The organism is Metabacillus sp. KUDC1714, assembly GCF_014217835.1.
GTDB classification, from domain to species: domain Bacteria; phylum Bacillota; class Bacilli; order Bacillales; family Bacillaceae; genus Metabacillus; species Metabacillus rhizosphaerae.
The window spans coordinates 5,222,045-5,247,068 of the sequence record NZ_CP055263.1 but is presented as its reverse complement, the minus strand read 5'-3'; the positions used below and the strand labels follow the sequence as shown (position 1 = coordinate 5,247,068).

Genomic DNA, 25,024 nt, shown 5'->3' with positions numbered 1-25,024 from the left:
GGAAACCTAAATAATCCATATGGATATGACTTGCAAATTTGTTTATGAGGGAGGGAGAATCAAATGAATTTTTCTGTGAACTGTTTACTTAGAAAGAAAATAGACCATAAAAAAATCATCAGTTTAGTTTCAAAAGCAAACCAATTTGAAAGCTATATCTTAATTGAGTTTGGTAAAAAGTCATTAAATGCTAAAAGCTATTTAAGCACAAGTGAGCTTCATGACTTTTTAGGAAATATTAGATTGTATGCAAAAGGGCATGATTCTAAATTAGCAATAGAAGCTCTCCAATCAACATTGGGAGAATAATAGATTGATGATATAAAAGCACAACTGCAATCTAAGCAGCTGTGCTTTTACTTTTAAATTGTACAGAAAAATATGCTCATTAAGTTTAAAAAGATGCTTTATCGAGAAAAATGGAAAGAAGCTAAAATAATTGAGGTGAAAGTATGGCAATCGTTTATTCGGTTGAGGTTGGTGATCCGATTAATCAAGTAGTAATGGGAAATCCCAAAACTTATTTTGATTCAATTTTTGATGCACTTTCAGATGGGCTATATATTGTAGAAGGCTTAGAGAAGAGATATGGGAAGGAAATTGTTTTTTTAGAAAAGGAACCAATTATTAAAGGTTCGAAAGAGAATTCCTTACATATTTGGAGAGGTTTTTTAGAAGGTGTAGCAGAACCTTTATATGTCCAATTGAATATAGAGGAGTTGGATAAAGAAAAAGAACTTGCTATACCAAATACCCCTAACACAAAGTTAAATGATGACCAGATGTTATTTATTACTGAATTGGAAACCTTATTAAATCGAGCAGACGAAGATGATGGTTTGTTTTATCATTAGCAAAAATAAAAAGGATATGAAAAAAATCAATTCACAATAGAGTTGATTTTTTTTGTATCAATTTTATTTAAAAACTTTCTGATTAACCCCCTTAATTGAGCGATTTTTATCGAAATTTAATTAAGTATATAAAATGTGTGTAGTTCAATCGTAAACAGAGAAGCGATTGATTCAGATAAACAAAGTAGGGGGCATTCAATGTGTTAAAAGAATTCAGTATTTGTTATACTCTCGAAGCAGATGTGAAGTGGGAGAAAATAACAGGACAATCAGATACGAACGCTAATGATATTCTACAACAAGTATTGCAAAGAGTTGCTAATAGTACTACTTATACAGTGAAAAGTAATGAAGAATATGAAACTATTCATACTTCTTCCATCCGATATGTACGTATTTTTGAAAATCATACGTATGAAATAGCTTATTAACTAGAATAAACATAAAAATATAGATTAAATAGATTTTATCTAAGGTGGTACGTAACAAAAAATGGGAAGATTCGAGAATAGACAGCAACGAACACTCTTAAAGAGGATATGGAACTGCGAATATCCCAAAAACTTTCTATTAAAGATTATTTTATTTGCATTTGTATTTTGTTTAATTGGTTTATTTATTTTGAATATCTTCATTTGGACTAGTGATGTAAGTAAATTAGATGAGCCTCTTCCACAACCAACGTTTATCTATGACCAAAAGGGTGAGGTAGCAAGTAAGATATCGAATTCTACTATCGACGGTGTAAAGATAAAGAGAATTCCGAGCAATGCAATAAATGCTTTTGTAGCAACTGAGGACCAGCGATTCTATCATCATCATGGGATAAATTATGTGGGGATTGCTCGGGCGATGGTTATGAATGTCACGAGTGGAGGAATTGTTGCTGGAGGAAGTACGATTACACAACAATTAGCTAAAAATGCTTTTCTAACACAAGAGCGTACGTATACAAGAAAGTTTAAAGAGCTAATTTTAACTAAAAAAATTGAACGCACGTATACAAAGGATGAGATTATAGAACGGTACTTAAATCAAATCTATTTTGGAGAAGGTGCATGGGGAATTCAGCGGGCATCCCAAACATATTTTGCGAAAGATGTAAATCAACTAACTTTAAGTGAATCAGCATTACTTGCAGGTTTGGTCAAAGCACCATCTAATCTGAACCCTATTAATAATTATGAAAAAGCAATTGAACGAAGAAATCTTGTGTTGTCACTGATGAAAAGTGAAGGGTATATTAGCCAAAGTGATTTTGAAGAAGCAATAAATCAAGAGGTCAAGTTAGCAACGAATGAAGTAAAAGAATACAAAGGAAAGTATCCTCATTATGTAGATCATATTATTGATGAGGCAATAAATAAATATCATCTAACACCAAATGAAGTACTTTCTGGTGGGCTTCATATCTATACCGGACTCAATCCTTCCATACAGAATGCAGTTGATGAAGTTTATAAAGATGATCAAGTATTTCCAGAGAGCAAAGAAGGTCAGTTGATTCAGAGTGGAGCGATATTTATCAACCCTTCTACTGGAGAAATCAATGCACTTGTAGGTGGACGAGGTGAGCATACCTTCCGTCAATTCAACCGTGCGACACAATTAAAAAGACAGCCGGGATCGATCATGAAGCCTTTGTCAGTTTATACTCCTGCTTTGGAACAAGGTTATGATATGTATGATAGGTTAGAAGATAAACCAATTAATATTGAGGGGTATCAGCCTCAAAATTATGATAAACAATTCCGTGGCGATGTGTCTATGTATGACGCTGTTATTCACTCCTATAATCTTCCTGCAGTTTGGTTGCTGCAAAAAATTGGTATAGAAGTTGGAGCCAATGCAGTAGAACGTTTTGGCATACCTTTAGAACAAAAGGATCATATACCTGGTTTGGCTTTAGGTGGGATGAATGAAGGAACCTCTCCCTTAAAAATGGCACAAGCATTTACTACTTTCCCAAATAATGGAGTAATGGTAGAGGCTCATTCGATCCAACGAATTGAAAACGCCGATGGCGAAATACTTGGAGAGTGGGAAAGAAAGGAACAAAAAGTAACAGAACCTTTAATCGCACAAAAAATGACATTTATGCTCAAAGGTGTGGTAAACGAAGGAACCGGATCAAAAGCACAGATTACTGGTAGAGAAATTGCTGGAAAAACGGGCACTACCCAACTTCCCTTTCCGTCAGAAAATGGTGCAAAAGATCATTGGTTTGTAGGATACACCCCTCAAGTTGTAGGAGCAATATGGTTAGGGTATGACAAAACTGATCAAAATCATTATCTCTCATCGTCCAGTAGTGGAACGGCGACAGTAATTTTTAAAGAGATTCTAGCTAAAGCTGAGAATGAAATGTCAAAAAAAGAATTTGATTTAGCATTACTTGGAAATAAATACAAGCAAAACAAAAAAAGGAAGAAACAAGACGAAAAAGATAATAACAATCAACATGAAAAAGAAGATACTAAAAAAGAGAAAATGAAAGCACAGAAAGAGAGAGAAAAAGAAAATAAGAAGATTGAAAAGGAAAGGGAAAAGGAGAATAAAAAGAGAGAAAAGGAAAGAGAAAAAGATAAGAAGGAAAAGGAAAAAAAAGATAAAAATGAATAAATTAGATCTTCATTCAATTACCTGGCTCCACTAAAAAGTTGTTGCTTTAATAAACGATAACTATTTCTTAAGAATTTTACTAAATAGCGAAAAGAGTACGAATTCAGGTTAAGTCCTTGAAGTAGAAATATGCAATTAAAAAATACAGCCATTAACTAAAACAAGCCAAGTTTCTAAGTGACTTGGCTTGTTTGTTAAATCGAAACATTTGCTGACACAAATGATTTTAACCAATGTTTTCTTTGATTTCTGTTGGGACTGTTTTTAACTTTATTAGACTCCAATCAGTGCGATAAAACCGAACCATAACACTAACACCAAAAACAGCTAAATACGTGTATAAAGAAATCCAAGCACCAACACTTGATAGCTCAAGAACAAACGTCAAAACGTAGCTTAAAGGAATAAACAATAACCAACCTAAAATGAGCGATGTTTTTAAAAGGAACGAAGTATCTCCAATTCCTCTAAGTCCACCAGCATAGAAGTTTAATAGTCCATCGAAAAGCTGTAAAAACGCTGAAATCATGATTAATCTTGAGGCAAGCTGGTAAACCATGATATCATCCGTATAAATTTTAGCAATAGGCTCAGCGAGAAAAAATTGGATAATCCCGAGAATAAATAGGAATATTGATCCTAATATAGCTGTATTTGTACCTGCCTTTCTTCCTTCTAATGCACTACCTTTACCAATTTCCTGACCAACTAGTATGGTTGCAGTTGATCCAAAGGCAAACGCCGGCATAAAACCAAGACTCATGACGCTTAAGGCTACTTCATTTGCAGCCAAAGCATTTGTACCTAATCTCGTCACAAACGCAGTAAAAACAAACATCGCCATACTCATTGAAAACTCTTGAATCCCTAGTTTAGAACTTTCTCCAAAAATGAGTTTTGATTCAGCACGATTAAAGGCTACAATTGTGCGCGTTTCAAACTTAGAATGAAGACGGATGAAATAAACATAAGCACAAATCAGAAAGGTAACAACCTCGCCAATAAACAAAGCGATCCCAGCGCCATATAGACCTATCTCTGGAAGCCCGAAATTTCCGTACGTTAAACCATAAGTTAAAAAAATCATAATCAAATTTCCAATGATGGAGCTAATCATTGGTGTTTTTGTGTCTCCAATTCCTCGGAAAAAGCCATGAAAAACAAAGGTGAAGATTGAAAAAATCATCGCAAAAAATCGGATTTGTAAATAATCTTTTCCTTGATCAATCATATCGCTTGAGCTTCCCATTACTTTAAATATATCAGCCGGAAAAAATAAACCGACAAGAAAAACGATTATACATGCAATTGTACATAAATAAAAGGCAATATATGTGCGCTCAACACCTTTTTTCATCGTATTTGACCCAAAGTTTTGAGCAACTAAATAGTTGACTGTATGACCTATACCCGAAAAGATCGCCCAAGCATTATACATTATAATATTTGAAACTCCGACAATCGCTATTGCAAGTGCACCGAGTTGTCCGACCAAAATCAGATTTATTGTTCCTGTGAGAGTCATAGATGCAAATGATGCGATTGAAGGAATTGCAAGCAATAATATCTTTTTCCAGTCTTTTAACATGTGTATATCCCCTAATCAATGTTATAGAAATTTATGAAACATTTAAAACCACCTTCAGATAGCTATTGATTGAAATAAAGGTTATTTATATTTTCATAGTAATAATTATTTTAATAACAAAATTGTTTCTTGTCTATCAAAATTTGTAAACGTTATCAAAAAAAGGTTGAATTATAGTAATATAAAGAAGAAGCGAGTTTTTTTAGTAACTCTAGAAAACTAGATAAGGGGATGTTAGGATGGAAATTCGTCAATTGGAAGAACATGAAAGACAAGTTGCGATTGAGCTATCAGATAAAACATTTCGAAATCATCAACAAAAGTCGATGGGAGAGGCGTTTCCATTTATATTTTCACAAAGTACGATTGGACAATCGTTTGGTGCATTTCATAATGGAGAGTTAGTTTCTTTTATGGGGTTAGTACCATCTGTAATAAAAATAGGTGAAGCGAGGTTAAATGTATTTTCATTAGGTTCTGTTTGTACAGCAGAGGATTTCCGCAAAAAAGGGATTGCTAGTCAAATTTTAGAAAGAGTATTCGAATATATAGATTCTTCAGATGCTTCCTTGCTTCTTGTATCAGGGGATCGATCGTTATACACACGTGTAAACTGTTGCCATTTCGGTAGTGTATCAAAATTTAATGTTCAATTTGAAAATATTCATGAAAAAAGTGATAGTCAAATTAGAGAATTGCAAAAAGAAGATTTATTCCAAATGAATCAAATTGCTCAACAAAGACTAATTTCATATGATCAAAGTGTGACAGATCTACAAACTATGATCCATGCTGAAGCTTTTGCTAGTTGTTTGAATTTAACACATAAAACGTTAATCCTAGATAAGGATAATAAGGTAAGTAGCTTCTTAGTCCTAGGGGTACCAGATCGACAAAGACGAGAACAAAAGGGAAAGATGATTGAGTGGGCAGGTAACCCAAACGAGATTAAAGACTTACTATCCTATGCAATCAAGGCATATGATTTGGAAGAAATAGAAGTTGCAGTCCCATGGCATGAACAGTTATTAGAAAATGAATTGAAAGGTTCAGGTTCAACTTTTACTCTTGAAAAAAATGAAGGGACCATTTATATCATTAATCCTGAACGATTTTTAAAACAACTAAATCCTTATCTAAAATCCAAACACTTCGAGCCCATTGAGTGTAAATATACGGATCGTGAACATATTCAAGTATCCTCTACAAACATGACCACAACGATACATAGTAAGGATTTTGTTTCGTTCGTTTTTGATTCACAACCAAATAACCCTGAAATTTTGGAACTTCAAAATGATTTTAGGGATATACTCCCAATTCCGTTTCCATATACAGCTGGTTTGAATTTTATATAATCGCTGTTTTCGCAAGCTTTTTGCAATTTACAAATTAGCTCGGTGTAGTTGATTGCTGCGAGAGATACTTGCTTTCCACGGGGCGGAGAGGTGAGACTCCTTGGCGTAAACGCCTGCATGAGTCATACCTGTTCCGCTCAGACTTTGAATCTCCTTTTAAAACTTTTAAATGCTGATTTGACCTTTCTACTATCTATATCTACTTATTTCCTTCATTTACCCATCGTTTACACCTTTCCTACCAACTATTGAACACATATGGCTGAATCCACCAATAACATGTCCTTAACGACCATGAATTTGTTAATGCTAAAAAGTATGATACATATAGGGGAATAGAAGTTTCACATTCTTTTAGAAAACATAAAAAAGGGGGATAATAGTGAAAATAATTTTTATCTCACTAGACACACTTAGGGCTAAGCGACTAGGATGCTATGGATATCAGCTTCCAACTAGTCCGTATATTGATAAAATCGCAAAACAGGGGGTTATTTTTGAAAACGCTTACGCATCTGATGTTCCAACAGAAGTTGCCCATACGAGTATTTTTACAGGGAAAGTCGGCTTAACAACAGGAGTTGTGTCCCATGGATCGCCATCAACATACTTACCAAAAGAAAACGAATGGCTTCCTACAACACTTAGAAAAGCAGGTTATACTACTGCTGCAGTCGATAATTTATATCATTTAAAGGAATGGTTTGCTAGAGGATATCAATACTACATGAACACAATTGGAAAAACAAGATGGATTGATGGTCAATCAATTAATGATCTTGCAAAGCCATGGATAAAAGAGCATAAAGATGAGGATTTCTTTCTTTTTCTTCACTATTGGGACCCACATACACCTTATTTACCACCTAAAGAATATATCCCTCAGTTTTATCAGTCCGGTCAGGACCCCTACGATCCGACTAATAAAAGTATGGAATCTGCATTTAATCATCCGGCTTATCCGTTTTTTAAGCATCATCACTATGATTTGCTAGGTAATATTACTGATTCGAATTATGTAAACGCTTTATACGATGCTGAGATTAGATATTTAGACGATATGCTTAAAGATTTAGATGAATTTCTTATGCAACAAGGTATTAAAGATGACACCATGCTAGTCTTATTTGGAGATCATGGTGAAAGTTTAACAGAGCATGATATTTACTGGGATCATTGTGGCTTATATGAGGCAACTGTCCATATACCAATGATTATCAGGTGGCCAGGAATGATTCCAGAAGGGGTAAGAATTAATAAGTTAGTACAACATGCAGATTTGATGCCAACTATTTTAGAATCAATAGGTCTAGAAATCCCAGACGAACTTGATGGGAAAAGTCTATGGCCATACATTCAAGGAAAAAATGATCCTATTCATTCAGAAATTTATTTAAGTGAATGTGCATGGCAAGCTTCTAGAGGTATTCGCACCGAACGTTATAAGTACATTGAAACGTATGACTCTGGTCCTTTTACTAGATCTCCTTCTGAACTGTATGATTTACTAATCGATCCAAATGAAGAAACAAATCTTGCTGATCTTCTACCTGATCATGTGGAAAAATACAAAAATATGTTAAATAAATGGGTAGAATCGAAGCTTGGAGATCGAGAGGATCCAATGAAAGTAGTGCTTAGGGAAGAAGGCTTACCTTTTCGAAAAAGGATTGAAAAAGTTCTCTCTGATTACGGTTTGACTTGGGATGAATGGAAAGCAAATCCACGGCGAGAAAAAATTGATTTACATGTAAGAAATTAATCTTTATTACAAATGCTTCCTAGAATTCAAGGAAGTACGAATTTATATTTCTGAATATTCTGTACTATTTGGTAGGAATATATCACCCTTGAGCTTTAACAAGTTTTATTAATTATTTTTTGCACTTATTTTAATAGGTGAAAATTTTAAAAAAGTGGGGGGATTAAAAGATGAAACGCTTGAAGAAATTATGGATTATTTCATTTATCGCAATGCTAATGATTTCATTGTTGTCAGGATGTATCGTTCCAAGCTCTTCTCCAGAAGAAACAGAGGAAACAGACGAAGAATTTAAAGGAACGATTAAAATGTATGCCGGTACCTATAGTCCGAACCGGGTATTAAATGCAAACCAAAAGCCAGCAACTGTATTAAAAAAATTAGCTGAAGAGTATGAGAAGGAAACTGGCGTTAAAATTGAATTCATTAAAGGTCTACCAGCTGATCAGGATTATATGACATGGGTGCGAACAAAAGCTTCCGGTGGACAGCTTCCAGACATCATTTGGTCACAATGGTATGATGCAAATACAGCATTAGCAAAAGGTACACTTACAGATTTGTCAAAGTATTTAGATCAACCAAATCCTTATGTTGACAATAAACCATGGAATGAACTTTTAAATAAACAAATTATTTCTGATACGAAATCTGCAGATGGAAGTACGTATGTCATTAATGGTGATTATGTTGGTACAGCTACTTACTACAATGTTGAAGCATTTGAAAAAGCTGGTATTAAGGAGCTTCCAAAAACATGGTCTGAATTTATTGATGCATCACAAAAATTAAAGGATGCAGGTTATATTCCATTTGCTTGGAATCTAGCTTCTACACCTACTGGTACTGATCGAATTACATGGTTGACTCGATTATTCTTTACAAACTTCTTTGCAGATGAATATGACGACTTAAGATATACAGGAAATGAAGGGATTACTAATGAAGATCAGGTTATTGCCATTAAAAAGGGTGTGTATGGATCAGAAAATGAAAAGTGGATGGAAATTTGGCCAATCTTAAAGGACTTTTCACAATATTGGCAGCCTGACTTTACAGGTGGAGATTCAAATGGACAAGGAACAATGCTTGCCTTTTTAACAGGAGAGGTTGGAATGTATTTCGATGGCTCTTGGGCATCTCAGCAAATAAAATCAGCGAATCCTGATTTTGAATGGTCGTCTTTTAAAAATCCATATCCTGATAAGGGTGTTTCAGAATTCGCAACTGATTTTGATTCATCTGCAGCGATTGGTGGTCCAAGTGCCTCGTTCCAATATGCGGTTCCGTCTAAGCAAGCAAATAACTCATTAACTACAGCGAAGGAAAAAGCAATTGTTGATTGGTTAATGTATATTACAACACCTGAGCGTAATGAAGAAATCGTAAATGAATTAGGAGAAAATGTTCCTACTGTCGTTGGTGCAAAGCCAATAGACGAACTTAGTGGTTTATCTGATCTTGCAAATCAGCCGTTACAAAGTGTATTTGGAGGAATAAACCTTGAGAAGAAAGAATTGGATGCTATTTATCGTGCCTTCCAAAGCTATATTCTAGGAGAAACAACTTTAGAGGAATTTGCTAAAGTAGCAGATACAGAAATGGAAAAAACAGCAGATTCCCTAATTCAGCAAAATAACTGGGATTTATCAGAATACTTGGATGAATAAATAAACGAGAGCGGGTTATTAAAGGGATTTCTATAATAACCCGCTTTCCTAAATGAAAGGAGAGTTGAAAATGCCTGAAACAGTCCAACAGATCGAAAACAAGGAAATAGTAAAGATAAATAAAAAATCAGGAAAATTACGTTTCAATTGGAAATCTGGCTATGGAATGCTGATTCCTTCCTTCATACTTTTAATAACATTTATGTATTACCCTGCATTAATTGCTATCGGTTTTTCATTTACGAACTGGGATGGGTTCAATCAACCACAATTTACTGGGATTCAAAATTATATAAGCTTATTCAAAGACAAGATATTTTTGATTTCGATGAAAAATGTCGGGATATGGACAGTTGTAAAAGTACTTGTCGAATTATTAGTTCCATTAATTGTTGCTGTTATGATTTTTCATTTAAAAAGTAAGAGGATGCAATATATCTATCGAGTATTATTTGTTATACCGGTTGTTGTACCGGGAATCGTTATGTTTATGATTTGGAGTTTTATCTATGATCCAAACGTAGGTGTACTTAATACGTTATTGAAAACACTGGGCCTTGAAGGAATTATCCAAAACTGGCTTGGAGATCCAAATATTGCTCTATATGCATTGATGTTTGTCGGCTTCCCATTTGTCGTTCCATTTAATCTATTAATCTTTTTCGCAGGACTACAGTCTATTTCAGAAAGTGTTTATGAATCAGCGAAACTTGATGGAATTACTAAAGTAAGAAGATTTTTTCAAATTGAGATTCCATTAGTTATGGGACAAGTAAAATTAATCTTAATCTTAACAGTCATTCAATTGCTTCAAAACGTAACATTACCACTCGTAATGACAAATGGAGGACCAGGTTATTCATCTTATGTTCCAGGACTTTATATGTATTTCCTTGCTTTCCAAAACGGTGAATTTGGTTTAGGAATGGCGGTTTCGATGATTATATTTGTAATTGTTCTTATATTAACTTGGATTCAAATGAAATATATCAATCCTAGTACTGAATACAAAGCATAAATACCAGAAAGGAGATTACAATGCTGAAAACAATAAAGCAGGATTTATGGAGTCATCTATTGCTTATTTTGTTAGCCTTTGTCGCACTGTACCCGTTTTTTTATATGATTATTACCTCGTTTAAAACAAATGGACAATTTTATAGTAACTTTTTTGGGATAACCTTTCCGTTACATTTTGAAAATTATGCTACTGCATGGGAAGCAATCGGTGGATACATTTTTAACTCCGTATTTATTGGGGTTGCTAGTGTAATAATCATCATTGCAACTTCAGCTTTGGCTGGATATTCATTTGCTCGGTTACGGTATAAAGGGAAAAACTTTCTGTACATGTCAGTTGTTGCCTTATTAATGATTCCAGGCTTGCTAACGTTAATTCCTCTTTTCCTTTTAATAAAAAGTTTTGGATTGCTAGACTCTTATTTGGGATTGATTATCGCATTTGCTGCCGGTGGTCAAGCTTTTACAATTTTTGTATTCCGACAATCATTCGCATCATTACCTGAGGAATTGTTTGAGGCAGCACGTATAGATGGGTGCGGTGAACTTCGTGTATTTTGGCAAATTGTCCTTCCTTTATCTAAGCCAATTATTGGTACCATGGCCATTTGGAATCTACTTGCGATCTGGAATGAATATATGATGCCACTTGTATTAATGAGCAACCCTGATAAATTTCCAATAACAGTTGGATTAATCCAATTCGAAAGTCAATTTGTATCACAAACATTATATGGGCCGATGTTTGCTGGATACACCATTGCTTCATTGCCATTACTTATTCTGTTTTTATTTACGATGAGATTATTTATGAAAGGGTTAACCTCGGGTGCAGTGAAAATTTAGCTCATTCCAATATGAATCACATTATTTACTAATCTAAAATTAGAGGCATCATTATGTGTATAAATGATGCCTCTAATTATATGCCAATAACCATTATCTAAAAGCTAATAGGGGAAATATTCCATGTTGAAGTTTTTCATCTTTAGCTAAATTTAGAGGATCTGTAATGACATGAGGCTTATTATTATAAGTTGTTCCATCAGGCATGTAAATTATAACAAGTGCTCTTCGGGGCTTATTAGTTTTATTCGCATGAGCATGATGAAACGTTAATCCAGAATGGACGGTACAGCTACCGGCTTTCATTCTTACAATTACTGGTGTTTTGTCAGGTATACTAGAGCTTTTCGTGTACTCAAAAATATCTTCAGGATCAACAAGGTTAATTGGTTTTAATTGCCCAACCTCATGAGATTTAGGCAAAAACATCATACAGCCATTATTTTCATCTACATCATCCAATGCAATCCAAATAGAAAGTGTCTTTTTGCTTGTTTCTTTATTAAGTGGCCAATAAGGAAAATCTTGGTGCCAAGGAGTTGGTTTCGAATCACCAGGCATTTTTAATAGTGCATGGTCATGAAAAAGTCTGACCCCACTGACTCCACTTAATTGAAGGGCGATACTCGCAAGACGAGGATGTGACACATACCTTGCCATACCTGCATGATCACGCCACGTATTGACTCTTTGGTTAAGCACCTTATAGTAGGCACCACCTTTTGTATCTGTTTGAATCGATAACCCATTATTTTCATCCATCACTTCATCAAGATACGTTCTTAATTCTGAAATTTCTTCTAGATTTAAAACGTTATCAATTTGAACAAATCCATTTTCTCTGTAAAACATAACTTTTTCTTCTGTGAGTAGATTTTTACTCAGTAAATGTTTCATACTTACCTCCCATTTCAATAAATAGATTCTATAAAATTAATTGTATTGTGGAAAGTCCTATTAATCTTGGTAAATTTACTTAGATTCTTGGTTAATCTTCCAGGGAGTGGGGATATTTTTGATTTATTTACAATCAGCGGAGTTTTTTGAAAGTGAAGAGTTCTTATTTTATATCGCTCCATTTACAATCAGCAGTAACGAAATAATTGAACAGCATTCTCATGAATTTTTCGAATTAGTGTACGTCATAGAAGGAAGCGGATCCCATATTTATCAAGAGAAAGTCTTTACCATCAAAGAGGGTGACATATTTATTATTGAACCAGAAAAGATTCATGGATTTGAGGTTGGAAACCATGAACATCTAAAGGTATATAATTTATTATTTCAACCCAAATTCTTAAAACAAGAAATAGAATCACTATCACATTTGGAGTCTTTTTTATCTTTTTTCTATGTTGAACCTTTTTTAAGAGAGACTGTTCATTTCAAAGATCATTTGATTTTAACATACAAGCAACAATCAGAAATGATGATACTTCTACAAAAAATCGCGCAAGAATATAAACATAAGGAAAATGGCTATCAAATTCTGATAAAAACAAGAATGTTGGAGCTTTTTATTTTATTAAGTCGTTACTATGAAAATACTTCAACTCAAAAGATCATCATGGATTGTGAATATAAAGAAATAATAGATCAAATCTGCAAATTTATCACAATTCATTATAATCGCCCTTTAACACTTGAACAGGTGAGTAAATTATCAGGAATGAGTAAATCAAATTTCACGTCTAAATTCAAGGGAATTGTTGGTCATACTTTTATCGAATATCGGAACGAAATCCGAATAAATCAAGCAAAAAAAATGTTAGCACATACTAACGAAAAAATTATCTTCATTGCATCAGAAGTTGGTTTTGAAGATATAAGTCATTTTAATCGAACATTTAAAGAATATTCAAAAATGTCTCCATCTAAGTACCGAAATTGGTTTAGGTCTAAAACGTAAAATACATCTCTATTAAAATTGCATTGTAGAATCAAAGACAAAGTTTTAAAGGTTAGCAATATAGGGAATTTAGAAAATTGGCCGAATCCACCATTAAGGTGGCAGAATGGGCAATGATGATTTTAAAGGTTTTAGCTATTATTTAATTATACCAACTAGGAATTGACTGTTAAAAAATCTAATTACGAAAGCGATTACATTTAAATGAGATGGGGTATGTGAATTGATTGGAAAAAAAACTTGGATTATCCCAGATGGGTTTCTTCAACCGAAAAGCAGGGGTGAACAAGTTAGTCATGAGGCTGTTTGTGTCTTGAATCTAACGGAAAGTAACGCAGAAATACAACTAACCTTCTATTTTGAAGATCGAGAACCAATGGAAACATTCATCTCAGAATGTGGTTCAAAAAGAACTCATCATATTCGTTTAGATAAGTTGGAAGATCGTGATGGAAATAAAGTTCCAAGAAATGTGCCTTATGCAATAAAAGTTGATAGTACTGTGCCGATTATTGTACAACATAGCCGATTAGATACATCTCAAGAGGCACTAGCGCTATTTACGACAATGGGCTATCCAATAGAAAGCTAGATACTTATATAAGAACTATTCAATAAAAAACGCTAAGAAAAATAATGAAAAATGCGAGGGATGAAAAAATGACTTTAAAAGTAGCTATAGTAGGGGTCGGTAATATTGGTAGTATTCACGCTTCTGTATATAAAGACCATCCAAACACTGAAATTGTAGCTGTATGTGACATCATAAAGATCAAAGCTGAACAAGCAGCAACTAAGTATGGTGGAAAAGCATTTTACAGTGTTAGTGAAATGCTTGCAAGTGGTATTGAACTCGACCTTGTAAGTGTTTGTACAAAAGGAGAAGAAAACGGTGGTGAGCACTTTGCACCAACTATGGAATTATTAAAAGCAGGGATCCCGGTTCTAGGCGAAAAGCCGATTTCAAATAATGTTGAAGAAGGAAGGCAAATGGTTGAACTTGCCAGACAAAATGAAATTCCCTATGCGGTCAACCTCAATCATCGCTTTACACCTGCTGCAGAGAAAGCAAAGGGTTGGGTAGAAAATGGTCGTCTTGGCAAGCTTCACATGATTAATATGAGAATGTGGATTAACAATCCAGTTGAAAGTTCACCATGGTTCCACTTAAGAGCATTGCATCCACATTCCTTTGATGTCATTAGATATTTCTGTGGAGATGTAAAAAGAGTTGGAGCGTTTATGATGAAGGGTGAAGGACGGGAAATTTGGTCTAATACACAAATTATTCTTGAGTTTGAAAATGGTGCAATTGGAAATTTAGTGGGCAGCTATGATGCCGGGGCAAGTTATGGTCTTGAGCTTTGTGAAGTGGTCGGTTCTAAAGGTCGCTTTGTCCTTGAAGATGCATGTGAACAATTAACCTATTACCCACGAACAAGCATTGAGACAGAAAGCTACAGTTATCTTGGCGGAATGAGATCATTCCCTGAAACCTTCAAAAGCCGAATACATGCTTTTGTAGATCAACTGATTTCTGGAGTCTCATATGATCAAGTGGATGGATCTGGTGATGATGCCCTTAAGGCCCAACAAATTATCGAAGCAGCCATCAAGTCATTTGAAACAGGAACGATTGTCGATGTAAAGGATATAGAACTTATTTCAGGAGGGGTAAAATGATTAAACTTGGTGTAAACTCTGTTTTATTTAAGGATTTTGATTTTGCAACTGCGGCAAGACAAATTGCATTATGTGGATATGATGGTGTCGAAATATCAGCTATTAAGGGTATGTGTGAGCATCTAGAGTTAGACCGTTGGAAGGAACAAGCACCTGAATTAAGGGCAATAGTTGAGGAGAATGGTCTTGAATTTCTTTCAATGGAAGTAGCATCACTTGATGAAGAGAGGTTGACAAAGGCTTTTGAAGCAGGAGCAGAAATTGGAATTCCAATCATAAACGTAGGTCCCGGTGGAAAATCAGGAGATGATGGTGACCTTCAACAATCTATTGAAACCCTTTATCGTTTATCGAAAAAAGCAGAGACATATGGGGTCACACTTTGTGTAAAAGCTCATGTAGGAAATGCGATCTATAATACACCAACAACATTGCGAGCAATGAATGAGATTTCCTCGAAGGCTTTTGGGATTGATATGGATCCGAGCCATATTTATCGAGGGAATGAAAATCCAGAAGAAGAGCTAGCTAGAGTGATCGAACGAGTACAACATATTCATATCCGAGATTGCAAAGGACGGACGAAGGGTCCAGGTGACATTCAAAATCAAGCATGTGGACGTGGTGATATTGATCTTTTCGCTTATTGCAAAGCAATGGTTGATGCTAATTATTCAGGTCCAGTTTGTTTGGAGGTAATCGGAGCAAACCAACACACGTTAGCGGACGTTTCCATTGTTGCAGCTGAAAGCTATGGATATTTAAATGCTTGCTTAAAGTCATTAGGTGCAAGAGAAGCAAATTTAGCTCAGAAAGGATAGGGGATAATGGCAAAGAAAACAAATGTAATTCTTTTTGGTATTGATAGTCTTAGACGAGACCGGATGAGTGCGTATGGGTATAATCGTTTAACTACCCCACATATTGATAAATTTGCTGAAGCGGGTGTATTATTTGAAAATCATTTCAGTCCAAGTATCCCGACTACTCCTGGTTATGCTTCGATGCTTACAGGTATGGATTGCTTTGGTACAGATGTAGTAGCACTTAGACATAATGGTCCGTTAGGTGAACATGTAAAGACACTACCAGAAATCCTTTTAGAAAATGGCTATAACACAACATGTGTAGGGTTTACCGGAAACCCATCTGCACGTGGATTTCAAAAATACCTAGATTATGAAGCATGGCAGCCAGATGATTCCGGACGTTGTCCAAAGGCTCAAAATTTAAATGATGTAACAATTCCAGAATTAAAAAGACTTGCAGAAGAAGATCAACCATTTTTCTTATTCTTAAGACATATGGATCCACATTCACCGTACTTACCGCCAAAACCTTACGAAAGAATGTTTTATGATGGAAATGAATTTGATCCTACAAATGAATCGTTAAATGAGATGAAGAAATTTAAACCGTTTGCTGATTTCCTTACCTCATGGCTTCCAGAGGGCTTGACTGACTCTAATTATGTGGATGCACAGTATGATGGTGCGATTGCATATATGGATGCATGTATTCAAAACATCTTAACAACCGTTGAATCTCTTGGTATTGAGGAAGAGACGATGATTATTATAACTTCTGATCATGGTGAAACCTTGAATGAGCATCAATGTTGGTATGATCACCATAGTCTTTATGAACATAATTTAGTAGTTCCATTAATTTTAAAATTTCCTGGTAAACTACCAGAAGGAAAAAGGTTTTCAGATATCACTTTAATAAAAGATATTATGCCGACATTATTAGATCTTATCGACATTGAAACAGATATTTCGTTTGATGGACGAAATCTAACATCCCTAATAACAGGGGAAGTAGAAGGTTTTTTACAAGAGTCAGATTTTTATATTACAGAATGCACTTGGATGCGTAAGCATGGCTGGCGTACTCCTGAATGGAAGCTAATACGTGCACTTGAGCCTGATTTTCATTTTAAACCTGAAATTGAATTGTACAATATTATTAAAGATCCTGAAGAACTAAATAATATTGCAGATCAAGAACCGCAAATCGTTAATTTATTATTAGGTAGAATGGACGCTTATATAGCGAAACGTGAGCGTGAAACAGGTCGGACAAATCCAATGTACACGAATTTAAATTGGCATGGAATGGAACGAGGGCCATTCGAAACATCACAGGAAGCATATGATTCAATGTATATTGGATCAATAAATACTGCACAGCAACTACAGGAGAAGGAAAAAGAAGAACACGTAGAGAATAAATGAAGAGAGAGCATCTTCAGCTAAATAAATGCTTCGGGGGATCTGTTTTCTCCGAAGCATTTATATATTGAAAGGGTGAGTGTTTTGCTAAAAGCTGCTGTCGTAGGTGTAAATCATATCGGGAAAATCCATTGTCGCTATTATCAAGAACATAGGGATGTACAATTAGTAGCAGTTTGTGATCTTAATGAGTCATTAGTAAAAACTGTAGCTAACGAATGTAAAGTCAACGCTTATACGGATTTGAAAACGATGCTTAAAGATGAAGAGATTGATGTAATAAGTGTAGCTACTGGTGGAAAAGAAAATGGATCACAACATTATGAACCTGCTATGTTAGCAATAGAAGCTGGCATCGATGTATTAGTTGAGAAACCATTATCAAACTGCATAAAGGAAGCGAGGGAAATGGTCGAGTATGCTCGTTTACAAAATGTAAGGCTAGGATGCAATCTTAATCACCGTTTTGTACCTGCTGCTCATTTGGCGAAGGAGTGGATTGATAAAGGAGATCTTGGTACACTGCTTTTCGTAAATATGAAATTAACAATTGGTAACCCAAATGAATCAAGCCCTTGGATCCATTTAAGAGCACTTCATCCGCATTCGATTGACGTTATGCGTTATTTTGCTGGTGATATTCGCCGTGTTCAAGCGTTTATGACGAAAGCTCCTGGAAGAACTGTTTGGTCTACTGCTTCTATTAATCTAGAATTTGAATCAGGTGCTGTAGGTCACTTAACTGGTAGTTATGATATGGATAACAATCATCCGATTGAAAATTGTGAAGTGGCAGGAAATAATGGAAGATTGATTATTGATAACGTCTATGAAAATCTCACCTTTTATCCACATAAAAGTTCCGAAATGAAGGTTGTACGGAATTCAGTATTAAATGGAATGAGTGGCTTTAACGAAACATTTAAAAATAGAATTAATTCATTTATTAGTGATATTAAAAGATCAGTCGATCCAGAATATGTTGCTGGTTCAGGTTTGGATGCATTATCAGCTCAGGAAGTCATAGAGGCAGCGATTCGTTCTCAGAACGAAAACGGTGCTGTCATAGAAATACCAAAGTTATTGGGCAGAAAAGTAATGTAAGCACTTACAATTAACATTTGAGTTTTATCTAATTTTAATAGTGTGTACTACCCCCACTTAAAATTCAAACGAAGTAATGAAAAGCGGTGGGGGAATTAAATTCCGCCAAAGTAATGATGTTGGGGTATTATGAAGCATTTGGATGTAGAGTTTTAAAAGAGATTTATTTTCGACTACCTAGAGAAGTTTTACTCATATCTTTTATCTAGGGGAGGAACATAAATGACGGCTACAAAATATCAATCTTGTGACTATATGAAAACAAAAGAATTTCCATTTTGGATCCAACGCTTCCATCACGATTCTTTAAACATTCCACCAGTTCACTCACATGAATTTATTGAATTAGTATATGTAGTAAAAGGTCATGCAAAACATTTATTTGAAGGACAATCATATACGATTAAAACGAATGACGTGTTTATTATAAATCCTGGCGAAGCCCACACCTTTCTGATTGAGAAAGAGCAGTCGTTAGAAATCATAAATTGTTTATTCCTGCCCAATTTAATTCAAGATTCATGGTTAAAAGAGCTTGGAGTATCACAGTCAATGGATTATTTTTATATACATCCTTTTTTAGATAAAAATGAACGGTTTCATCACCTTTTAAACTTGGATGGGAACTATTCGATTAGATTTTTACATTTATTAGAAGGAATGATGTACGAATACAACAAGGAGAATTCGTGCTACTCAACCTTAATACGACTACAATTAGTAGAATTGTTGATTCTATTATCGCGGATTTATAACGAAAGAAATTCGAAAAGCAATACTTCTCATAATATCGTAAATGACACTAATATACTGATTCAACGTATTTGTGGTTACTTATCAAGAAACTATGATCAAAAAATTTCCATTCAGACCCTTTGTAATCTTTTTAATATAAGCCCACGCCATTTAAATAGACTGTTCAAGCAAGAAACAGGACAGACAGTTGTGGAAATGGTTCACAATATAAGAATTGAAAAGGCCAAACAATTTCTTATCGAGTCTGACGAAAAAGTAATTAATGTTGCTATGAAGGTCGGTTATGACGATCCCGCTTTTTTTAGTAGGTTATTTCGAAGAGTTGTAGGCTGTTCTCCAGGTAAATATAAAGCAGCAATGGGGTATTCAACGATTAATAGCTAATGAGTTTGAAGAGGTTTCTGACTATAGTATTAATATGGTAGAGCTGGAGGTTTTACTTTTGATCGTTAATGATTCACAGTTCACTCAGTATGCAGATGTTAATGAATTATTAGAAAAGATCTTATTTGATGTAAAAGGCATTTTAAAAAATACCTTTGTGGGAATGTATTTACATGGTTCACTTGCTCTTGGCGACTTTGATCCAAACAGGAGTGATATTGATTATCTAGTTGTGACATCAGAATCCCTTTCAAAAGAAAAAATATCTGAACTAGAGTCCTTACATACCCGTATATTATTGAGTGAATTGCTGTGGAAAACAAATTTTGAAGGCTCATATATAGATAAAACCGCACTACGTCGGTATGACCCAACAAATTCAATACATCCAGTCATTCGTTCAGATGGCTCATTTGGTTTAGACAGACATGGGGATGAATGGGTAATACAAAGATATATTATTAGAGAAAAAGGCATAGCGTTGGCTGGACCTAAACCGAAGATGCTGATTGACCCCATTTCTTCCAATGACTTACGAATTGCGCAAAAGAATACATTAAAACATTGGTGGGCACCACAGCTTGAAGATTCACATCGATTAAATACAAGTGTTTATCAAGCCTATGCAATTCTTACGATGTGTAGGGCTTTATATACGATGCAGTATGGTATTGTTGCAACAAAAAAAGATGCGGCATGTTGGACACAGGAAATGTTTCAAGTATGGAGTGGCTTGATAGAGGAAGCTAAAGCTTGGCAATATGGTGTCAATCTTGATCGCATTAAAGAATCACAGGATTTCATCAAGTTTACTATACATAAAGCTCAGTCATGTTAAAAAGACATACTTAATACAATATAGAATTTTTGAAAAAACTAGGGCCTAATTTAATCCTAGTTATTTTTTTTTGTGTTTTTTAGAATGCATGTAAGGAAATCTAACGAACGTTTTCTTTAATTTTTAGTAATTACCCCAATAAAATGGTTAATTTCAAAATATTTGAAAAATTAATTTGATTATAGAGGAAGATTATGTATAATATGAAGAGTAAGTGGTGTTAGTATTTCTTACATTAAAAGTTACTAATTGTAACAATCTTTTGTGGATGTATGAGATTCTAATACTGAAAATACATAAAGGGGTGTTGGAGATTGAGAATGAGAAAAGGGTTTTTAGTATCACTGATGATGGTGTTTTTCCTTGGAGCGTGTTCGTCACAGACAAATAAACCAGCTCAAGAAACAACCTCAGATTCAAGTTCAGGCACCGTAGAAGGAGATACAGTTTCTGTTGGTATTCTCCATTCATTAAGTGGCACAATGGCAATAAGTGAGGTTTCCTTACGTGACGCAGAATTGATGGCTATTGATGAGATCAATGCTGCTGGTGGAGTACTTGGTAAGCAAATTGAACCTATTATTGAAGATGGTGCATCAGATTGGCCTACTTTTGCTGAAAAGGCTAGAAAACTTCTTCAACAGGATAAAGTAGCAACTATTTTTGGAGGGTGGACATCAGCTAGCCGTAAAGCAATGCTTCCCGTCGTTGAACAAAACAATGGTTTGCTCTGGTATCCTGTGCAGTATGAAGGGATGGAACAATCTCCAAACATCTTTTATACCGGAGCTACCACAAATCAACAAATAGTACCTGCAGTTGATTGGATGTTAGAAACCGTAGGTGAAAATATATTTTTGATTGGCTCTGATTATGTGTTTCCTCGTACAGCAAATAAAATTGTAAACGCACAGTTAGAAGCAAATGGCGGGAAGGTCGTTGCAGAGGAATACACACCTCTAGGACACACTGACTACAATACGATTATTAATAAAATCAAATCGGCTAAACCAGATGTAATCTTTAATACCTTAAATGGTGATAGTAATGTTGCGTTTTTTAAACAACTACAAGATGCAGGAATAACTGCTAAGGATATTCCAGTTGTATCTGTAAGTGTTGCAGAAGAAGAGATTAGGGGAATAGGGGCTAAGGTATTAGAAGGTCATTATGCTGCATGGAACTACTATCAAACAACTGACACACCAGAGAATAAGACTTTTGTAGAAAACTATAAAGTAAAATATGGTGAAGACCGTGTAACAGGCGACCCAATAGAAGCAGCTTATATTGCCGTTTATTTATGGGCGGAAGCTGTTGAAAAAGCAGGCTCTTTCGATGTTGGAAAAGTGAAGGAAGCAGCTGATGGTGTTGAGTTTAAGGCTCCAGAGGGAGTCGTTAAAATTGATGGTGAAACACAACATATTTATAAAACAGTTCGCATCGGTGAGGTGCAAGCTGATGGACAATTTAAAGAGGTATGGAACTCGGGTGAGCAGGTCAAACCAGATCCATATTTAAAAACATATGATTGGGCAGAAGGGTTAAGTCAACAAGCTAATTAATGGATTTATAAATATTTGTGATATAACCCCTTTTCGTTCAGCAAGAGATTACTAGAATGCTAGAACGAAAAGGGAAACAATAGTTCCTAGAAGGATTCGCATTGAAAAGGAGGAAACATCCTTGTCGATAATCGTTACGCAACTATTTAATGGAGTTAGCCTCGGTTCCATCCTCTTGTTAATTGCTTTAGGTCTTGCAATTACATTTGGGCTTATGAATATTATCAACATGGCTCACGGAGAATTTATTATGATGGGAGCTTATACTACATATGTTCTTCAACAAGTATTTATTCAATATCTTCCTAAAGCAGCCTTTGGTTATTATTTTATCCTAGCAATTCCACTATCTTTTCTTGTAGCAGCATTATTTGGGTTATTAATGGAGAAGACAGTTGTTCGATTTTTATATGAACGCCCACTTGATAGCTTACTAGCAACATGGGGCGTGAGTTTAATCTTACAACAGGTTGCACGTTCGATCTTCGGTGCACCGAATGTTGCAGTTGTTGCTCCAGAATGGTTAAACGGCGGACTTACATTGGCAGGTATGACATTCCCTTACAAACGTCTTTTTATTGTTGCATTAGTGTTAATGTGTATTTTCTTATTATTTCTATATCTTTATAAAACTCCTTCGGGAAGACGGATGAAGGCTGTTACATTAAATCGTGATATGGCTTCTTGCTTAGGTGTCTCGACAAGAAGGGTTGATAGCACTGCATTCGCTATTGGTAGTGGCTTTGCAGGAATTGCAGGTTGTTCCTTAACATTGATCGGCTCTATCGGTCCTACATTAGGGACATCGTATATCGTTGATGCATTTATGATCGTTATATTAGGTGGTATCGGAAAATTAAAAGGAACTATTATTGCAGCACTAATGCTAGGAGTTTTAAGTACATTTGTTGAGTTATCTACAAGTGCAACATTTGCAAAGGTAATCGTTTTTGCATTTATTATCATTTTCTTACAATGGAAACCAACTGGCCTCGTAGGTGCAAAGGTGAGAGCTTTAGATTAACGGAGGTGCTGTCATTGTTTAAAAAATATAGCCAAGGAGCATTTTATGGAGTGTTTTTTCTCTTCCTGTTAATTGCCCCTTTGATGCTTTCGGATTTTCGAATTGGTTTGCTAGCTAAGTTTTTATGCTTTGCAATTATCGCTGTTGGGATCAGTCTAATATGGGGTTTTACTGGAATTATGAGTTTGGGGCATGGGGTCTTTTTTGGATTGGGTGCCTATTGTATGGCGATGTACTTAAAACTTGAGGCTTCTACTAGTGGAGTGCCAGATTTCATGGAGTGGAATGGAATTACAGAACTTCCTATTATATGGACTATGTTTAAAAATCCAATTTTCGCAATTGGTTCTGCTATTTTACTCCCATTTTTGATTGCGTGGATTATTGGTTACTTTACGTTTAAAAATCGAATTAAAGGAGTCTTCTTCTCCTTAATTTCACAAGCTGTTGTTGTCGTTACAGTCACATTATTTATTGGTAGCCAGCAAATTACAGGGGGAACTAGTGGTTTAACAAACTTTTTTACGGTATTTCATGTACCGTTAGCAGATCCAGGGACAAAAAGCTTTCTTTATTTCTTAACGGTAAGTTTATTAGCAATTGTTATGGGAATAGCTCTCATTTTAACAAAAACACGCTTTGGAAGATTGCTCATCGCGATTAGAGATGGGGAAAATCGTCTTCGATTTTTAGGCTATAACCCAGCCGTATTTAAAGTGTTTATATATGCATTATCAGCAGCCTTTGCCGGTATAGCTGGTGCACTGTTTGTATTGCAAGTTGGGATTATTACACCAGAAATGATGGGAATTATTCCTTCTATTGAAATGGTTTTATGGGTAGCGATTGGAGGAAGGCATTCAATCTTAGGTGCAGCAATTGGGGCGATCTTAACAAATAGCGCTAAAAGCTTTTTAAGCGAAACCTATCCTGAATTCTGGACGATCTTCTTGGGCGGATTATTTCTCTTAGTCGTTTTATATTTACCAAATGGTTTAGTTGGTATTGTTGAGAAGTTTAAGGTTCGCTTCTTCAAAAAAGAGAAAAAGGAGGAGGAAAAGGGTGCAACCGATTCTCTCGTGTCGTAATGTGATGGTTGATTTTTCTGGTTTTAAGGCACTCCAAGGCGTTGATTTACAAGTTGAAAGTGGAGAGATTTTATTTTTAATTGGACCTAATGGTGCAGGGAAAACAACACTCCTTGACGTCATATGTGGAAAAACAAGATCCACCGATGGTGAAGTGATTTTTGAAGGAAACATTTCACTAACAAAACTTCCTGAACAGAAAATTGTTCACAAAGGAATTGTGCGTAAATTTCAAGCTCCGAGTATTTTTTTACAATTAACACCTTTTGAAAATCTAGAAATTGCCATGAAGCAAAAAAAGAAATTGTTTTCAATCATATTTGCGAAAATGTCAGTTTCTCAAAAAGCGAAAATTGATGAGTTATTAAATAAAATTGGTTTATATGAAGTTCGTGATGAACTCGCACAATCGTTGTCACACGGTCAAAAACAATGGCTTGAAATTGGGATGCAGCTGATTCAAGAACCAAAACTCTTGCTTTTAGATGAGCCTATAGCGGGAATGTCAGGTGAAGAACGTAATAAAACAGGTGAATTGATCGAAGAAATTGCAAAAAAATGCTCGGTACTGATTGTGGAACATGATATGGATTTTGTAAGGAAGTTTTCGACAAAGGTTGTGGTGATGCATGAGGGGAAGGTGCTCTGTGAAGGAGCTATGCAGGATATTCAAGAAAACGAAGAAGTGAAGAACGTTTATTTAGGAAGGAGTGGATAAT

At 35.2% G+C, this 25,024-nt stretch carries 23 protein-coding genes; 21 read left to right on the top strand and 2 right to left on the bottom strand.

Features of this window, described 5'->3' with window-relative positions:
- Nucleotides 1-63 precede the first annotated feature (63 nt).
- The 4 genes from HUW50_RS24200 to HUW50_RS24185 all read left to right on the top strand — a co-directional run bounded on the left by HUW50_RS24200 (nucleotide 64) and on the right by HUW50_RS24185 (nucleotide 3,476).
- Entirely contained in the window at nucleotides 64-309 is a 246-nt protein-coding gene (locus tag HUW50_RS24200) for an HPr family phosphocarrier protein (RefSeq protein WP_066339493.1), read from the top strand.
- Between the two features lie 143 nt (nucleotides 310-452).
- Nucleotides 453-854 (top strand): hypothetical protein, encoded by a 402-nt coding sequence (locus HUW50_RS24195; protein ID WP_066339489.1) that lies wholly within the window; start codon nucleotides 453-455, stop codon nucleotides 852-854.
- A 200-nt stretch (nucleotides 855-1,054) separates the two neighbouring features.
- Entirely contained in the window at nucleotides 1,055-1,285 is a 231-nt protein-coding gene (locus HUW50_RS24190) for a hypothetical protein (RefSeq protein ID WP_066339488.1), read from the top strand.
- Between the two features lie 61 nt (nucleotides 1,286-1,346).
- Nucleotides 1,347-3,476 (top strand): transglycosylase domain-containing protein, encoded by a 2,130-nt coding sequence (locus HUW50_RS24185; protein WP_066339487.1) that lies wholly within the window; start codon nucleotides 1,347-1,349, stop codon nucleotides 3,474-3,476.
- A 226-nt stretch (nucleotides 3,477-3,702) separates the two neighbouring features.
- On the opposite strand, the gene HUW50_RS24180 is transcribed toward HUW50_RS24185, so the two are convergent.
- Nucleotides 3,703-5,064, bottom strand: a complete 1,362-nt coding sequence (locus tag HUW50_RS24180) for an MATE family efflux transporter (protein WP_066339479.1) — start codon at nucleotides 5,062-5,064, stop codon at nucleotides 3,703-3,705.
- A gap of 239 nt (nucleotides 5,065-5,303) precedes the next feature.
- Between HUW50_RS24180 and HUW50_RS24175 the strand changes: the two genes are divergently transcribed.
- From HUW50_RS24175 to HUW50_RS24155, 5 genes are all read left to right on the top strand, one after another.
- Nucleotides 5,304-6,422: a GNAT family N-acetyltransferase gene (locus HUW50_RS24175; protein WP_066339474.1), complete on the top strand. Its 1,119-nt coding sequence runs from the start codon at nucleotides 5,304-5,306 to the stop codon at nucleotides 6,420-6,422.
- A gap of 382 nt (nucleotides 6,423-6,804) precedes the next feature.
- Nucleotides 6,805-8,184: a sulfatase family protein gene (locus tag HUW50_RS24170; RefSeq protein WP_066339471.1), complete on the top strand. Its 1,380-nt coding sequence runs from the start codon at nucleotides 6,805-6,807 to the stop codon at nucleotides 8,182-8,184.
- A 170-nt stretch (nucleotides 8,185-8,354) separates the two neighbouring features.
- Nucleotides 8,355-9,854: an ABC transporter substrate-binding protein gene (locus tag HUW50_RS24165; RefSeq protein ID WP_066339469.1), complete on the top strand. Its 1,500-nt coding sequence runs from the start codon at nucleotides 8,355-8,357 to the stop codon at nucleotides 9,852-9,854.
- Between the two features lie 70 nt (nucleotides 9,855-9,924).
- Nucleotides 9,925-10,872, top strand: a complete 948-nt coding sequence (locus HUW50_RS24160) for a carbohydrate ABC transporter permease (protein WP_185653425.1) — start codon at nucleotides 9,925-9,927, stop codon at nucleotides 10,870-10,872.
- Between the two features lie 20 nt (nucleotides 10,873-10,892).
- Nucleotides 10,893-11,720: a carbohydrate ABC transporter permease gene (locus HUW50_RS24155; RefSeq protein ID WP_066339459.1), complete on the top strand. Its 828-nt coding sequence runs from the start codon at nucleotides 10,893-10,895 to the stop codon at nucleotides 11,718-11,720.
- Nucleotides 11,721-11,813: 93 nt separating this feature from the next.
- Here HUW50_RS24155 and HUW50_RS24150 read toward each other — a convergent pair whose 3' ends face one another.
- Nucleotides 11,814-12,617: a phytanoyl-CoA dioxygenase family protein gene (locus HUW50_RS24150; RefSeq protein ID WP_083964793.1), complete on the bottom strand. Its 804-nt coding sequence runs from the start codon at nucleotides 12,615-12,617 to the stop codon at nucleotides 11,814-11,816.
- Between the two features lie 118 nt (nucleotides 12,618-12,735).
- On the opposite strand from HUW50_RS24150, the gene HUW50_RS24145 reads away from it, so the two are divergent.
- The 12 genes from HUW50_RS24145 (at nucleotide 12,736) to urtD (ending at nucleotide 25,023) form a co-directional block, all read left to right on the top strand.
- Nucleotides 12,736-13,629, top strand: a complete 894-nt coding sequence (locus tag HUW50_RS24145) for a helix-turn-helix transcriptional regulator (protein WP_066339457.1) — start codon at nucleotides 12,736-12,738, stop codon at nucleotides 13,627-13,629.
- Between the two features lie 223 nt (nucleotides 13,630-13,852).
- On the top strand, nucleotides 13,853-14,221 hold the full coding sequence (locus HUW50_RS24140; RefSeq protein WP_066339455.1) for a sensory rhodopsin transducer: 369 nt from the start codon (nucleotides 13,853-13,855) through the stop codon (nucleotides 14,219-14,221).
- Nucleotides 14,222-14,289: 68 nt separating this feature from the next.
- On the top strand, nucleotides 14,290-15,312 hold the full coding sequence (locus HUW50_RS24135; protein ID WP_066339450.1) for a Gfo/Idh/MocA family protein: 1,023 nt from the start codon (nucleotides 14,290-14,292) through the stop codon (nucleotides 15,310-15,312).
- The gene (locus HUW50_RS24130) at nucleotides 15,309-16,133 is read left to right on the top strand and encodes a sugar phosphate isomerase/epimerase family protein (RefSeq protein WP_066339447.1); all 825 of its coding nucleotides are present in this window, start codon (nucleotides 15,309-15,311) and stop codon (nucleotides 16,131-16,133) included. The genes HUW50_RS24135 and HUW50_RS24130 overlap by 4 nt, the downstream gene beginning before the upstream one ends.
- Nucleotides 16,134-16,139: 6 nt before the next feature.
- Nucleotides 16,140-17,549 (top strand): sulfatase family protein, encoded by a 1,410-nt coding sequence (locus HUW50_RS24125; protein WP_066339444.1) that lies wholly within the window; start codon nucleotides 16,140-16,142, stop codon nucleotides 17,547-17,549.
- Between the two features lie 81 nt (nucleotides 17,550-17,630).
- Nucleotides 17,631-18,650: a Gfo/Idh/MocA family protein gene (locus HUW50_RS24120; RefSeq protein WP_066339441.1), complete on the top strand. Its 1,020-nt coding sequence runs from the start codon at nucleotides 17,631-17,633 to the stop codon at nucleotides 18,648-18,650.
- Between the two features lie 222 nt (nucleotides 18,651-18,872).
- On the top strand, nucleotides 18,873-19,790 hold the full coding sequence (locus tag HUW50_RS24115) for an AraC family transcriptional regulator (protein ID WP_066339435.1): 918 nt from the start codon (nucleotides 18,873-18,875) through the stop codon (nucleotides 19,788-19,790).
- A gap of 58 nt (nucleotides 19,791-19,848) precedes the next feature.
- Complete coding sequence (locus HUW50_RS24110) at nucleotides 19,849-20,628, top strand: aminoglycoside adenylyltransferase domain-containing protein (protein ID WP_066339433.1); 780 nt, start codon at nucleotides 19,849-19,851, stop codon at nucleotides 20,626-20,628.
- A 320-nt stretch (nucleotides 20,629-20,948) separates the two neighbouring features.
- Nucleotides 20,949-22,193: an urea ABC transporter substrate-binding protein gene (gene urtA / locus HUW50_RS24105; RefSeq protein ID WP_066339430.1), complete on the top strand. Its 1,245-nt coding sequence runs from the start codon at nucleotides 20,949-20,951 to the stop codon at nucleotides 22,191-22,193.
- 121 nt (nucleotides 22,194-22,314) lie between these two features.
- Nucleotides 22,315-23,217 (top strand): urea ABC transporter permease subunit UrtB, encoded by a 903-nt coding sequence (urtB, locus tag HUW50_RS24100; RefSeq protein ID WP_066339427.1) that lies wholly within the window; start codon nucleotides 22,315-22,317, stop codon nucleotides 23,215-23,217.
- A gap of 83 nt (nucleotides 23,218-23,300) precedes the next feature.
- A complete protein-coding gene (gene urtC / locus HUW50_RS24095; protein WP_066339665.1) occupies nucleotides 23,301-24,305 on the top strand; it encodes an urea ABC transporter permease subunit UrtC in 1,005 nt (334 codons plus the stop codon).
- Nucleotides 24,280-25,023: an urea ABC transporter ATP-binding protein UrtD gene (gene urtD, locus HUW50_RS24090; protein ID WP_185653424.1), complete on the top strand. Its 744-nt coding sequence runs from the start codon at nucleotides 24,280-24,282 to the stop codon at nucleotides 25,021-25,023. The genes urtC and urtD overlap by 26 nt, the downstream gene beginning before the upstream one ends.
- Nucleotide 25,024: the final 1 nt, after the last annotated feature.

Bases quoted from the DNA above. Each gene is read 5' to 3' on its own strand.
- HUW50_RS24185 (WP_066339487.1), top strand. From the start codon at position 1,347: ATGGGAAGATTCGAGAATAGACAGCAACGAACACTCTTAAAGAGGATA.
- HUW50_RS24155 (WP_066339459.1), top strand. From the start codon at position 10,893: ATGCTGAAAACAATAAAGCAGGATTTATGGAGTCATCTATTGCTTATT.
- urtC (WP_066339665.1), top strand. From the start codon at position 23,301: ATGCTTTCGGATTTTCGAATTGGTTTGCTAGCTAAGTTTTTATGCTTT.
- HUW50_RS24115 (WP_066339435.1), top strand. From the start codon at position 18,873: ATGACGGCTACAAAATATCAATCTTGTGACTATATGAAAACAAAAGAA.
- HUW50_RS24135 (WP_066339450.1), top strand. From the start codon at position 14,290: ATGACTTTAAAAGTAGCTATAGTAGGGGTCGGTAATATTGGTAGTATT.
- HUW50_RS24125 (WP_066339444.1), top strand. From the start codon at position 16,140: ATGGCAAAGAAAACAAATGTAATTCTTTTTGGTATTGATAGTCTTAGA.
- HUW50_RS24160 (WP_185653425.1), top strand. From the start codon at position 9,925: ATGCCTGAAACAGTCCAACAGATCGAAAACAAGGAAATAGTAAAGATA.
- urtA (WP_066339430.1), top strand. From the start codon at position 20,949: ATGAGAAAAGGGTTTTTAGTATCACTGATGATGGTGTTTTTCCTTGGA.
- HUW50_RS24180 (WP_066339479.1), bottom strand. From the start codon at position 5,064: ATGTTAAAAGACTGGAAAAAGATATTATTGCTTGCAATTCCTTCAATC.
- HUW50_RS24165 (WP_066339469.1), top strand. From the start codon at position 8,355: ATGAAACGCTTGAAGAAATTATGGATTATTTCATTTATCGCAATGCTA.
- HUW50_RS24200 (WP_066339493.1), top strand. From the start codon at position 64: ATGAATTTTTCTGTGAACTGTTTACTTAGAAAGAAAATAGACCATAAA.
- HUW50_RS24130 (WP_066339447.1), top strand. From the start codon at position 15,309: ATGATTAAACTTGGTGTAAACTCTGTTTTATTTAAGGATTTTGATTTT.
- HUW50_RS24175 (WP_066339474.1), top strand. From the start codon at position 5,304: ATGGAAATTCGTCAATTGGAAGAACATGAAAGACAAGTTGCGATTGAG.
- HUW50_RS24150 (WP_083964793.1), bottom strand. From the start codon at position 12,617: ATGAAACATTTACTGAGTAAAAATCTACTCACAGAAGAAAAAGTTATG.
- HUW50_RS24195 (WP_066339489.1), top strand. From the start codon at position 453: ATGGCAATCGTTTATTCGGTTGAGGTTGGTGATCCGATTAATCAAGTA.